Annotated in this window: 13 protein-coding genes; all 13 read left to right on the top strand. The window is 49.5% G+C overall.

The annotated features are described in order from the left end of the window. Positions 1-8 precede the first annotated feature (8 nt). A complete protein-coding gene (opp1B, locus tag DWX76_RS00725) occupies positions 9-950 on the top strand; it encodes a nickel/cobalt ABC transporter permease (protein WP_117796486.1) in 942 nt (313 codons plus the stop codon). Further along, on the top strand, positions 950-1,774 hold the full coding sequence (opp1C, locus tag DWX76_RS00720) for a nickel/cobalt ABC transporter permease (protein WP_118569956.1): 825 nt from the start codon (positions 950-952) through the stop codon (positions 1,772-1,774). The genes opp1B and opp1C overlap by 1 nt, the downstream gene beginning before the upstream one ends. Continuing rightward, positions 1,771-2,619 carry an ABC transporter ATP-binding protein gene (locus DWX76_RS00715; protein WP_118481852.1) on the top strand — a complete coding sequence of 283 codons (849 nt, stop codon included), beginning with the start codon at positions 1,771-1,773 and terminating at the stop codon, positions 2,617-2,619. The genes opp1C and DWX76_RS00715 overlap by 4 nt, the downstream gene beginning before the upstream one ends. Then, complete coding sequence (locus DWX76_RS00710) at positions 2,612-3,394, top strand: ABC transporter ATP-binding protein (RefSeq protein WP_117796485.1); 783 nt, start codon at positions 2,612-2,614, stop codon at positions 3,392-3,394. Before DWX76_RS00715 ends, DWX76_RS00710 begins: the two co-directional genes overlap by 8 nt. A 50-nt stretch (positions 3,395-3,444) precedes the next feature. Next, complete coding sequence (locus tag DWX76_RS00705; RefSeq protein WP_118481850.1) at positions 3,445-4,446, top strand: succinylglutamate desuccinylase/aspartoacylase family protein; 1,002 nt, start codon at positions 3,445-3,447, stop codon at positions 4,444-4,446. A 156-nt stretch (positions 4,447-4,602) separates the two neighbouring features. Further along, complete coding sequence (gene truA / locus DWX76_RS00700; protein ID WP_118569955.1) at positions 4,603-5,634, top strand: tRNA pseudouridine(38-40) synthase TruA; 1,032 nt, start codon at positions 4,603-4,605, stop codon at positions 5,632-5,634. A gap of 2 nt (positions 5,635-5,636) precedes the next feature. Next, positions 5,637-7,064 (top strand): sodium:solute symporter family protein, encoded by a 1,428-nt coding sequence (locus tag DWX76_RS00695; protein WP_118293461.1) that lies wholly within the window; start codon positions 5,637-5,639, stop codon positions 7,062-7,064. A gap of 61 nt (positions 7,065-7,125) precedes the next feature. Beyond that, positions 7,126-8,148 carry a histidine kinase dimerization/phospho-acceptor domain-containing protein gene (locus DWX76_RS00690; protein WP_243022409.1) on the top strand — a complete coding sequence of 341 codons (1,023 nt, stop codon included), beginning with the start codon at positions 7,126-7,128 and terminating at the stop codon, positions 8,146-8,148. Beyond that, positions 8,070-8,441, top strand: coding sequence for an ATP-binding protein (locus DWX76_RS14160; protein WP_412693946.1), 372 nt, complete (start codon positions 8,070-8,072; stop codon positions 8,439-8,441). Before DWX76_RS00690 ends, DWX76_RS14160 begins: the two co-directional genes overlap by 79 nt. 75 nt (positions 8,442-8,516) lie before the next feature. Then, entirely contained in the window at positions 8,517-9,881 is a 1,365-nt protein-coding gene (locus tag DWX76_RS00685) for a sigma-54-dependent transcriptional regulator (RefSeq protein ID WP_118569954.1), read from the top strand. Positions 9,882-10,234: 353 nt separating this feature from the next. Then, positions 10,235-10,996 (top strand): LamB/YcsF family protein, encoded by a 762-nt coding sequence (locus DWX76_RS00680; protein ID WP_022358636.1) that lies wholly within the window; start codon positions 10,235-10,237, stop codon positions 10,994-10,996. A 24-nt stretch (positions 10,997-11,020) separates the two neighbouring features. Beyond that, positions 11,021-12,244 (top strand): NRAMP family divalent metal transporter, encoded by a 1,224-nt coding sequence (locus tag DWX76_RS00675; protein ID WP_117796818.1) that lies wholly within the window; start codon positions 11,021-11,023, stop codon positions 12,242-12,244. A 223-nt stretch (positions 12,245-12,467) separates the two neighbouring features. Continuing rightward, positions 12,468-13,196 (top strand): 5-oxoprolinase subunit PxpB, encoded by a 729-nt coding sequence (gene pxpB / locus DWX76_RS00670; RefSeq protein WP_022358506.1) that lies wholly within the window; start codon positions 12,468-12,470, stop codon positions 13,194-13,196.

Below are 13,196 nucleotides of genomic sequence, written 5' to 3'. Positions count from 1 at the left end.
AAAAATAAATGAAACAATATATCATAAAACGAATCCTGTCGGCAATTCCGCTTCTTATTATCATTTCGTTTGTGTGTTTTGTGTTTATTAACCTGATACCATCCGATCCGGCGGAGGTGGCACTGCGCATCCGCCAGGTACCGATTATTACAGAAGAAGCGGTGGCACAGGTAAGGGCGGAACTTGGATTGGACAAACCATATCTGATACGATATATTTCCTGGCTGGCTGACTGTCTGAGGGGAGATTTTGGAATCAGTTACGTCAATCCGAGCCGTACAGTTGCGGGCGAACTGATGCGCTGTCTTCCGGCGACTCTGCAGCTTGCGGGTGTATCGTTTGTGATGGTTCTGGTACTGAGCATTCCGATTGGAGTGCTCTGTGCCGTTTATAAGGATGGTGTGTTTGACCGCATCATGCGGGCGATTGTTTTTATGACAACGGCGATGCCTGCATACTGGGTAGGGCTTCTTCTGATCTGGCTGGTTTCGATCAAGCTGGATCTGCTTCCAACGAGCGGAAGCGGGAGCTTTAAACACCTGATTCTGCCATCGTTTACGGTATCATTGAGTTATATATCGACGTATATCCGCCTGATCCGCAATAATATGTTGGAAAACATGAAACAGGATTATGTTCTCTATGCCAATGTGAGAGGCATTCCAAACCGGCAGATTCTTCTTAAACACATTTTGAAAAATTCGATGCATACTTGTATTGTAGCGATCGGAATGAGCATACCGCAGCTGATTTCCGGAACGATCGTCGTTGAGAATGTATTTGCCTGGCCGGGGCTTGGGACACTCTGTATCAGCTCGATTTTTAACCGGGATTATCCGGTGATCCAGACGTATGTGCTATTGATCGGAGTACTATTTGTCGGATTTAATTTATTATTTGATATTCTTCAGACAATTTCAGATCCGCGTCTTAGAAAGGAGAGTCATTGATGGTAGGACGATTGATTCGAAACCGGGCGGCCGTTGGAACGATTGGTCTGGTGCTTATCGTGGCGCTCATAGGGATCTTTGCACCGTTTATCGCACCGAATGATCCGTATGCAACGGATATTTTAAATAAATTTGCCGGATTCAGCCAGCAGTATCCACTTGGTACCGATAATCTGGGACGGTGTATTTTGTCGAGAATGATTTATGGAATCCGTCCGACGCTGGGGCTGGCAGTCCTGACCATGCTTGGAACGATTGGCCTGGGAGCGTTGATGGGACTTTTGGCAGGTTATTTCCGCGGGATCGTGGAAGAGGTGATCATGCGCACAGTCGATGTAATGCTTTCATTTCCGAGCCAGATCATGGTGTTTGCAGTGGTAGCCCTGTTGGGAATCAGCGTGCAGAATGTAATTCTGGCCAATGTGTTTATTAAATGGGCCTGGTATGCGCGGATGATCCGGACAGGTGTTATGCAGTATCGTGACCGGAACTTTGTGCGCTTTTCACGATGTATAGGAACACCAGAATCTTTTATATTATTTCGCCATCTTGTACCGTCAATTGCGGCAGAACTGGCAGTTTTATCCTCTCTGGATGTCGGATGGGCGATTATCAATATTTCAACCCTCTCATTTCTGGGACTGGGTGTACAGGCACCGACACCGGAATGGGGAGCGATGCTGAGCGAGGCGAAGAATGTCCTCACCAGCAATCCGGTACAGATGCTGGTTCCGGGAATTGCGGTGGTAATTCTGGTAGCAGCGTTTAACCTGATGGGAGATGCCCTGCGGGATGTGCTGGATCCGAAGGAGGTGCAGAAATGAGCCTGAATCATGAGCGGGTGCAGCCGATTCTGCGGGTGGATGGACTGAATGTAGAACTGAAAATCAGAAATAAACAGAAAAAATTGGTCGAGAATGTAAGCTTTGAGGTAGAGCCGGGGCAGTGCCTGGGTATTCTGGGAGAATCCGGAAGCGGAAAAAGCATGACGGTAAAAGCAATTCTGGGACTTCTGGACCGCCAGTTCCGGATAGAAGGACAGGCATGGTTTGAGGGAAAGGATCTATGCCGGGCAGGACGGGATGAACTGCGGCGGCTGCGTGGGCAGAAGATAGGCATGGTTCTCCAGAATCCGATGACCTGCTTTGATCCACTTTACCGGATTGGAAGCCAGATGGCCGAGACCTTTGCAGCCCATACAGATTGGGATCGGGCAAAGATCCGGGAGATTTCCCTGGAAGTATTGGAAAAAATGAGAATTCATAATCCGGAGGAAGTGCTGGGGCAGTATCCACACCAGCTTTCCGGAGGAATGCTTCAGAGAATCATGATTGGGCTGGCACTGGCGATGAAGCCGGCACTTCTGGTGGCAGATGAACCGACAACGGCAATCGATGCCATCACCCAGGCTGAAATTTTGAAGGAATTTCAGCGGATCAAGGAAGAAAGTCATACGGCGATGATATTTATCTCCCATGATTTGGGGGCGGTTTCGAAGATTGCGGACGAGATCGTCGTGATGAATGGAGGAAAACTGGTCGAACAGGGCGATTTTGAACATATCTTAAGGCATGCAAAGGATCCGTATACACGGATGCTTGCAGAGACACGGCGCTCGGTCATGGAGCGCTACCGGCTTTGCTGGATAATCAGGAGGAATTATGCTTGAATTAAAAGATATATGTGTCAGCTTCCGGAGTGAGCGTCAGGATAAATTGTTTGGAACCTCCAGGGACCAGGTGCTGTTTGACGTATCTTTGCAGGTGGAAAAGGGAAGCTGCCTGGGGATCTTAGGAGAAACCGGAAGCGGAAAATCGACGGTTGGACGTGTCCTTTGCGGACTTTTAAAACCGGATTCCGGGCAGGTGCTTCTGGATGGGGAGGAGATTTATCGAAACCGTCAGGGGAGAAAGAATCTGCAGAAGAAAATCAGTATTGTTTTTCAGGATTATACAACCTCGGCGAACCCGCGTTTCCGTATACGGGATATTCTGGCGGAGGGACAGCGGGCAGCAGCACGTAAAAAGGGAATCCGGAAGCTTTCAAGAGAGAAAATAAAAAAAGGTGCCGGAGAGCTGATGGAGATGGTGGGACTAAGTGCAGATTTTCTGGATCGATATCCCCATGAATTGTCCGGCGGTCAGCTCCAGCGAGTCTGCATTGCCCGGGCGGTAGCCTGCGAACCGGAGATAATTCTGTTCGATGAGGCGATTTCATCTTTGGATGCACATACGCAGGTGCAGGTTATGGATCTGCTTATAGATTTAAAGGAGAAACTGAATCTGACGTATGTATTTATTACGCATGATTTGACGTCGGTTACCTATCTGTGCGATGAGGTGCTGTTTTTATACCGCGGACATATCACAGAATGCCGTCCGGTCCGGGAGCTGGGAAAGACAACGGATGAATATGCGCGCAGGCTGCTGCAGGCGATCGTTTAGATGGAATTGAGTAAAAGGAGCAGAAAAGTTCTCAGAACAGGAAATAGAACATGAAAATATATGAAACGAAGGTGGAGGCAGGCACGAAGCAGTGGCTGAAAATTCCGGTGGATGAGGAATGCAGCCTGAAAGCGGCGGCTTTCTGTGGTTCAAGACCGGGAAAACGGTTGATTGTTACAGCGGGGGTACATGGCTGTGAGTACATAGGAATTCTGGCAGTTTCCCGTCTGATTCAGGAACTGGATCCGAGGCAGATGAAGGGAGAGGTTGTATTTCTTCCGATTGCTAATGAAGGTGGATTTTATAAGGAAATCAAGCAGCTGGTACCGGAGGATGGTGTCAATTTAAATCGGGCATTTCCGGGAACGGAAATGGGAAGCCGGTCAGCGAAGATAGCAGCAGCTGTGGAAACGTATCTGTATCCAGATGCGGACTTCCTCGTGGATCTCCATAGTGGAGATATTCACGAGATGGTAGTTCCGTTTGCCTTTTTTCCGGTGGCAGCAGGCGAGACGGTAGAAAAAAAGGCGGCTGCAGCGGCAAGAGCGATGTCTTTGTCGTGGAGAGTGGCATCAACGGCGAAAAATGGTCTGTACAGCTGGGCAGCGCAGAAAGGAATCCCGGCTCTTCTACTAGAACGGGGCGGACTGGGACGTTGGACAGAACGGGAGGTGGATGCATATCGGATAAACCTGTATGAACTGCTGGTTCATCTGGATATTTTGCCAGAAAGTATTCTGGAATCAGTCAAAGGAATGAATTTAAAAGATTCAGAAAGCTCCCCGGAATCAGAGGTACTTCCATCCGGGAAAATAGAGCAAAGGGAGATTCGGATCATGCGCTATCTGGAGGCACCGGGAAATGGATTCTGGTATCCGGCTATCCGGGAAGGAAGCTGCCTGAAAAAAGGAGATTTACTGGGAGAAATCCGGCGGCTTGACGGCAGCCTGATGTATCGTTATGAATCAGAGCTTGACGGCATGGTCTTTTACTATACCTTGTCACTGGGGGTAAGTGAGGGAGAACCGCTGGTAGCATATGGCGAATGCTAAGAAAAAAGCATCTTTGGATGAAAGGATCCAAAGGTGCTTTTTGCATAGGAAAAGACGGTCAATAAAAAAATATCTGTCAAAAAAAGGGGATTATATGGTATGATAAATAGCAGAAAATAGATTTTTGAGGATAAATATAGAAATAGAGGAATATATATGAGACGAATTAAGCTAGTGGTTTCCTATGACGGAACCGCCTACTGCGGGTGGCAGCTACAGCCCAACGGAGTCACGATCGAGGAAGTGTTAAACAAGGCGCTTTCTTCTCTTTTAAAAGAGGATATCCAGGTCATCGGGGCGAGCCGGACGGATTCGGGTGTCCATGCGATGGGAAATGTGGCAGTTTTCGATACCGAGAGCCGGATTCCGGGGGATAAGATCTGCTTTGCACTCAACCAGCGCCTGCCGGACGATGTGCGGATCCAGGCGTCGGAGGAGGTACCCCTTACCTTCCATCCACGCAAGGCAAACTGCGTGAAAACGTATGAATACAAGATTTTGAACCGCAAGATCGATATGCCGCTGCAGCGCTTATACAGCCATTTCTGCTATTTCAATCTGGATTTAGAGAAAATGCAGAAGGCGGCATCCTATCTCATCGGCGAGCACGATTTCAAGAGTTTCTGTACGGTGCGGACGCAGGCGGAGGAGACGGTGCGGACGATCTACAGCCTGACCGTGACGAAGGCGGACGACCTGATTACGATTCGCATCAGCGGCAGCGGTTTCCTCTACAATATGGTCCGGATCATCGCCGGGACGCTGGTTAAGATCGGCATGGGAGTTTACCCGCCGGAGAAGATGGAGGAGATTCTGGAGGAGAAAAACCGGGCGGCAGCAGGTCCTACGATCCCAGCACGCGGGCTGACGCTCGTAAGCCTGGAGTATGAAAAAGAGCTGGCACCGTACCTGGAGGGCGAAAATAAGCACTGGCACTATGTGCTCGATCAGAGAAATGTCCCGGAGAAAGGGCTTGCATACCTCACGATCGAGCGCTGTGAGCCGGAAGAGCTTGACGGCGTGCTGCGCCGCGTGATCCATCAGGCATACCGAAACGGCGCGAAACGGGTGTTTGTGCGGGATACGTTTGGAGAAGAGGGGAGCATCTGCGGATATTACCGGCTGAGACGGCAGCCGGAGACGGAAGAAGGCTGGCTGGAAGCCGTCTACGAGGGTGAACATCAGTGAGTATGAGTAGAACATTTGATTATCTGGTCTGTTTCAGCGTCTATTCGCTGATTATCCTGATCATAGGAAAATCATCGTTCGGTGAGAGCGATTCGATTGGGAAATTTTTTATCGGAGAACGGAAATGCGGGTTCTGGCGGCTGTTTTCCACCTTCGTCGGGACCTGGGTGTCCGCTGCGACCATTCTGGGATACACGGGCAATGTTTTTGAAAATGGAACCTCCGTGATCGCTGTGACGGTTATCCCGTGGTTCATCGGCGCGGGGCTGCTGTATCTCATCAGCGGCCGTATCTATGACTGCGACATGCTCACGATCCCGCAGTTTATCGGGGAGCGCTACCATTCCCGCTTTCTGCGTACCTGCTGTGCGCTGCTGCTCTCGGGCGGTTACGTTTTTTATCTGGTGATCCAGATCAAGGGATTTGGAATTGCGGCGGCGACGCTTTTAAATATCGATTATAAAGTTGCAATTTTTTTGGTTTATCTGTTTATTCTGTATTCTACCTTTGGAGGATTCAATTCGGTTACCAAGACGGATGGCGGAAACCTTATCATGCTCACGATCAGTATAGTGGTTGTCTATTTTGTCGTGGTCGGAGGAATAGAGGGAAGCGGATTTCTGACAAACGCGGAGGTGTTTAGTCGAAATGCGGCGGGCAGCGGGACGGACAGTTTTGGAAATCTGATGAAAGATTACAGCCTTACCATGTACCTCACGATGTTTTTTGGCTGGGGTATGGGGCTGGCAGCGAACCCACAGTATCTGATCCGGATTGTGGCGGCAAAGAGCCGTGAGACGGCGCGGAAAGTCCTGATCTGTTCGCTGGTGTTCTTGACATTTTTTTATTTCTGCCTGACCCAGATCGGTCTGGGGCTTCGGATCCTGTTTCCTTATCTGTCCTATTACTTCGGATCAGACGATATTTTTGTCTACGCAATTAATTATTTGCTCCGATCACGGTTCAGCGGATTTTTCTTAATCAGCGTGATCGGCGCGTGCATGTCGACGGCGAACTCGCAGCTGCTTCTGATTGGCTCGATGATGTCCTACGATGTGGCGGCGCAGTATGGAAAATGGAAGAAAACAGAGGACCGTATCCTGGGGCTGACGCAGCTCTTTATCTTTCTCGGCGGAACGCTGGCGCTTCTGCTCTCCTTAAATCCACCGTCCAACAGCCTGTTTTTCGGCGCGGATATCTGGGGATTGTTTTCAGCAATTCTGACGCCACTTCTCTACGGTACGCTTTATTATAAGCGGGCAACGAGGACGGGCGCATGGGCGGCATTTGTGACAGGGGTAACCGGGACGGTGCTGCTTCAGCCACGCGAGCTGCCGGTTTACTGGGGATTTCCGGTGACGCTGTGTTCGACCCTGGTTTTTGTCCTTGCCCCGGTGCTGGAGAGTATATGGAAAAAACGTGCTTGCTAAAGGCGTGCATTTGGAAACATGAAAGTGGCAGACAACAGCGAGAAGGAGGCGAAAACGAGCGATGAATAAATGGCTGAAACGTCTTTCAAATTGGTTTTTCCAGATTGAAAATGAGGTCATGATTCCCTTTGTTCTGGTGGGAATCCTTGTCATCGGAAGTTTCAGCGTGATTTCCTATTATAATGGCTACACGATGCAGAAAAACAGCGAGCTGGAGCTGGCGGATACGCTGTTTGAGGATGTAAACCGCGATCTGCATTTTCTGGAAAAGCGTCTGCCGGAGGAGGAGATCGCGGAAAAATACCGGAATTTTGAGCGCGGGCGGATTCGGATTCTGGATCGTGACGGTGAGGAGATCACGGCTGGAACCCGTTGGGAAAACACATCGGTACTGGCAGTCAGCGAGGGGGACAATCCATTTGGCTGGCGGCTGGAGTACCGGATGAATGAGAGAATATTCGGGGAACGCATCTTAGAGCAGCAGAGCTATCTGGTAGTTGGCGCGATCGCGGCGCTGATTCTCATCTGCCAGGCAAGCATTTTCATTTCCCACAGTATCACGCGCCCCATCCGCCGGATGAGCCATACCTGTAAGGAAATCGAGGAAAACAAGGGCAGTTATCAGAAATACCGGTTTGAGGCGGTCAGCCGCCACGACGAGATCGGGCAGCTGGCGGTTACCTTTGAGGGACTGCTCAAAAACATGGATAATTACACGAAAATGGAATATACCAGCCGGATGGCAGCGACGCTGGCGCATGAGATCAAGAACCCGATCGCGGGCATCCGCTCCGGGATTCAGCTTTTAAAGGGCAGGGCAGTCAAGGACGGAGATAAGATGCTCTGTGACAGCATGATCCATGAGATCGACCGCGTCACGGCGCTGATCATGAATCTTCTGACTTTGTCAATCCGGCGTGAATCACTGAAAACGGAGGTTTCTGTGACCGGTGTTTTAAAGGAGATCGGAATGATCTATGCGAAAGGACCGGACAGCCGCCGCGCATCGCTTTTGGTGGAGGCAGAAGAGGGACTGAGGCGAGTCTCAATGAAAATGAGTTCCGTCAGATCATCCACAACCTGATCAGCAACAGCCTGAAGGCGCTGGTATCGGACCGCGAGGGACAGATCAAGCTCATGGCAGCCGCGCAGGAGAAAGAAGTGCTTGTGATGGTGCAGGACAACGGAAAAGGCATGACGGAGGAAGAAGTTTCCAAGGCGCTGGAACCATTTTATACAAAGAGCATCAACGGAACCGGGCTTGGGCTCTCAATCGTGAGCCGCCTGGTGGAGTCAAATGGAGGAACGATGGAGATCGTGAGCAAGCCGGGGGTAGGGACAGACGTGGTTTTAAGATTTCCGGGGAAAATGGTATAGTGTGACCATTTAATGAGGTATTTCACGAATTTAGTATTTAGAGTATAATGTTATGAAACAGGGAGGAGGATGCACATGGATCGAATTTTGATTGTGGACGATGAATTTCTGATTCGCTATACACTGGAGGAAGGACTGAAAGACAGGGGATATGACGCCTATTCAGCCGCAACCGTCGAGGAAGGGCTGGAGTTTGTCAGGAAATATCATCCGGGGGTGCTCCTTCTCGATAATCTCCTCGAAAACAGTGTCGGGATGGATGAGATTGTCAATTTCAAAAATGCAGATGAGGAACTGCAGGTCATCATGATGACGGCGTACGGCTCCGTCTCCCAGGCGGTTGAGGCGACGAAGCGCGGCGCATATGATTATATTTTAAAGCCGTTTGATGTGGATGAAATCGATATGCTGATCAAGCGGTGTCTGGAGCAGAAGCGCAACCGGGATTCACTCGTCTTCCTGAAAGGCGATGTGCCGCAGTTTTTAGGTGTCAGTGAGGCAGCTACCCGGATCCGGCACCTTATTCAGGTGCTTGGGGAAAATTTGTCGGTCAATGTACTCCTGCGCGGGGAGACGGGAACGGGCAAGGAAGTTGTGGCGCGGCAGATTCATGCGAACAGCGCCCGCAAGGATAACCTGATGGTGCGCATTAACTGCGGTGCGATTCCGGAAAATCTGATGGAGAGCGAGCTCTTTGGCTACGAGCGCGGCGCGTTTGCGGGGGCGCTCAAGACGAAAAAGGGCTTGATTGAGCTGGCGGACGGCGGTACGGTCTTTTTGGACGAGATCGGCGAATTGCCGATGGCGATGCAGACGAAACTTCTGACCTTCCTGGATGACCGGAAATTTAAGCGGATCGGCGCGCTGGAGGACACGGCGGTCGATGTTCGGATCATTGCGGCGACGAACAGAAATCTCGAGGAGGCGATCAAGGCGGGGCAATTCCGGGAGGATCTGTTCTACCGGCTGAATGTCATGCAGATCGAGATTCCGCCGCTTCGTGACCGGCGCGAGGATATCCCGGTGCTCTGTGACTATTACCTTGACTATTATAATAAAGCCTTTGCCCGCAATATCGAAAAAGTGGATCCGGATTTCATGCGGGAGCTGCTCTTGTACGACTGGAAAGGCAATGTCAGGGAGCTTAAAAATATTTTTGAGCGTTGTTTTCTCTTCAGCCAGGGAAATATCCTGGAAAAACACGTGGAGCTGGCGCCGGTCGAGCGGGAGGCAAGGCCGGAGAGCGGGGACTGCATCTATCTGAAAGATCTGAAAAAAGGACCGATCGACCTCGAGCAGGAGGTCGCGGCGCTGGAGAAACGATATATGTCGGAGGCGTTGAAACTTTCCGGCAATAACCTGACGCGGGCGGCGGCGCTGCTCGGCGTCACCCGGTTCTCGATGAAACGGAAGATGGAGCGGGAAGATGGGGAGAAGTAGAAAAAGCAGAAAAACTGTATCAGGAGGAAGGACGAAAACGGTTGTCTGGTAAACCGGGTGCAGGAATGAATGGTAAAAGAGTGCAAAAAATCACATCGTGCAAAAACGCACGCCTAAAACGTGCGTTTTTGCACGATTTTTGTATATAAATTAAATTATTTTGAAAAATATTAAAATTATGATTGAAAAATACATAAAAGTCAGATAAAATATCATTAGAAGCAAAAAGACAAGGGGAACATACAAAAAACATCTCATCTTAAAAATAGTTTCCGATAGTTGTTGAAAACAGACAGAAGAAACGCTAAGCCGCAAAAATGAGATGTGTGAGCTAAGAAAGGGAGGAATGAACCATGTTTTATGTCGATTTAAACAGTGATTTAGGTGAGAGCTTCGGTAACTATACGATTGGTATGGATGAAGAAATTCTTCAGTACGTGTCTTCCGCCAACGTGGCCTGTGGATGGCATGCAGGTGATCCGATGGTTATGGATAAGACCATCGCACTGGCAAAGAAATACGGAACCGCAGTAGGAGCACATCCGGGATTTCCGGATCTGATGGGCTTCGGTCGAAGAAACATGGTGGTAACTCCGGAAGAAGCGAAAGCATATCTGAAATACCAGCTCGGCGCATTGAGCGCATTTACTAAGAGCCAGGGCGTAAAAATCCAGCACGTAAAACCGCACGGTGCATTCTACAACATGGCAGCTGTTGATGAGAAGCTAGCGAGAGCGATGTGTGAAGCAGTCTATGAAGTAGATAAAGATATCATCTTCATGGGTCTGGCAGGATCCCAGATGATCAAGGCGGCTGAGGAGGTTGGTTTACAGGCAGCGAGCGAGGTGTTCGCAGACCGTGCATACAACGATGACGGAACCCTGGTTTCCAGAAAACTTCCGGGAGCAGTCATCAAAGATAAAGACCTGGCAATCAAACGTGTCGTAAGAATGGTAAAAGAAGGAAAAGTTGAGAGCATCAACGGAAACGACATTTCCATCAAGGCAGATTCCATCTGTGTACACGGAGACAACCCAAAAGCACTGGAGTTCGTAAAGAACATTCGTGAGACCCTGGTAGCCGAGGGAGTGGAGATTAAAAATCTGTTCCGCTAATACGTATATAAGGAGAAGAAAAATATGGGAGAAAAGAAAAAAAGTAATGCGAACACGACAGCCCTGATTGGCGCCGCGTTCCTGATGGCAACGTCTGCGATCGGACCTGGTTTCCTGACGCAGACCGCAACCTTTACCGGTCAGTATGGCTCTATTTTCGCACTGGCAATCATCTGCACCATTCTTCTGGATGTTACAACCCAGTTAAATATCTGGTCCATCATCGGTGTGTCCGGTATGCGTGGACAGGATATCGCAAATAAAGTTGTTCCGGGACTCGGATATTTCATTGCGTTCCTTGTGTCTCTCGGCGGTCTGGTATTCAATATCGGTAACGTCGGCGGCGCCGCAACCGGTTTTAATATCGTATTCGGTTTCCCACTGAAAGTCGGAACCGTTGTAGCCGGTGTCATCGGTATCCTGATCTTCTTATCCAAGGATGCGAAAAACTTCATGGATAAGCTGACCAAATACTTAGGAAGCATCATGATTGTTACCGTACTTTATGTAGCATTCCGTTCCAAACCTCCGGTTGTCGAGGCAATCGGCAGTGTTGGACATCTGAACGAATTCCCGAACCTGGTATTCCCGATTATTACCCTGCTTGGCGGAAGCTGCGGCGGTTACATCACATTCTCCGGTGCACATCGTCTTCTGGATGCAGGTTTCTCCGGAACCAAGGATCTTCCGCATGTTCGCCGCTCCGTATTAATGGGCATCAGCGTATCGGGAGTTATGAGAATTTTACTGTTCCTCGCAGTTTTAGGCGTTGTTACAGCAACTCCGGAAGTAGTTGGAAGCGAAGCATGGGTAGCAAGCCCGCCAGCAGCAGCTTTTAAGGCAGGCGCAGGCATCATCGGTTACAAGATCTTCGGTCTGGTTATCCTGTTTGCAGCTATCACCTCCATCATCGGTGCAGCGTATACATCTGTATCCTTCTTAAAGACCCTGCATCCGTTCATCATGGAGAATGAGAAATGGTTCGTTATCGGCTTCATCGCTGTATCGACCGTTATCATGACATTACTTGGACAGCCGGCAACTCTTCTGGTTCTGGCTGGTTCCGTAAACGGACTGATTCTTCCGATTACACTGCTTGTCATTCTTCTGGCAAGCCGCAGAAAAGATATCGTCGGTGAAAATTACAAACATCCGACCGTACTCATCGTACTTGGTGTATGCGTTGTTCTTCTGACCGGTTACTCAGGAATCAAGGCTCTGCCGAAGATTCTTACTATCTTTGGTTAATGAATGAAAAAATGCAAAAAATGTGGTAAAATAATAAAAAACGATTAAACGGACAGGCGCCCGGCGGACTGGCTGGATGAGCACGCAGATGGCTGGCTTATGGCAGCAGGTCTGCCGGGCGTTTCCCTGTAACTGGCTTGTTGGGTCGGAAGCAGTTTTTAGGTTTTTCGAAGAAAAGCAGAACAGGCAGGCGGGGGCTTCGTTTATCTGACAGGAGGTATATATGAGCGAGGTAAGATACCTTGTAGCGGGCGACAGCGCTGTGTGCGTTGAGTTTGGCAATGAAATCAGCCCGGAGATCAACAAGAAAATCCGCGCATTCAAGATTGCGGTTGAAAAAAGCGATATACCGGGAATTGTGGAGACGGTTCCGACATACCGATCCTTATTAGTACATTATCATCCGGAAGTGATCGGATTCAAGGCACTCACAGAAAAATTTGATAAATTGATGGGTTCCTTATCCAGCATTCCGATTCCGCCGCCAACCGTTATCGAAATTCCGGTTCTCTACGGCGGAGAGATGGGTCCGGATATTGAAAATGTTGCGGAGCACAATCACAAGACCGTGGAAGAGGTTATCAAGATTCATACATCTGAAGAATATCTAATCTACATGATTGGATTCATTGCTGGATTCCCATATCTGGGCGGCATGAGCAAAGAGATCGCAACCCCGCGTCTGAAGAGCCCGAGAGTGAAGATTGAGGGCGGCTCCGTCGGTATCGCCGGTGAGCAGACCGGTATCTACCCGGTAGCATCTCCGGGCGGCTGGCAGTTAATTGGACGGACTCCGTTAAAACTCTATGATGCAGACCGCGAGAAACCAGTGCTTCTGGAAGCGGGACAATATATCAAGTTTGCTGCAGTAACCGAGGAAGAGTATAAAAAGATCGAAAAAGAAGTCGAAGATGGAACCTACAAATACGTTGTGTACGATAAGGAGGTATAA

This window comes from Clostridium sp. AF21-20LB (genome assembly GCF_003478795.1).
Classification (GTDB): Bacteria; Bacillota; Clostridia; order Lachnospirales; family Lachnospiraceae; genus Otoolea; species Otoolea fessa.
The sequence above is the reverse complement of the archived record's forward strand: the minus strand, read 5'-3'. Positions and strand labels throughout refer to the sequence as shown.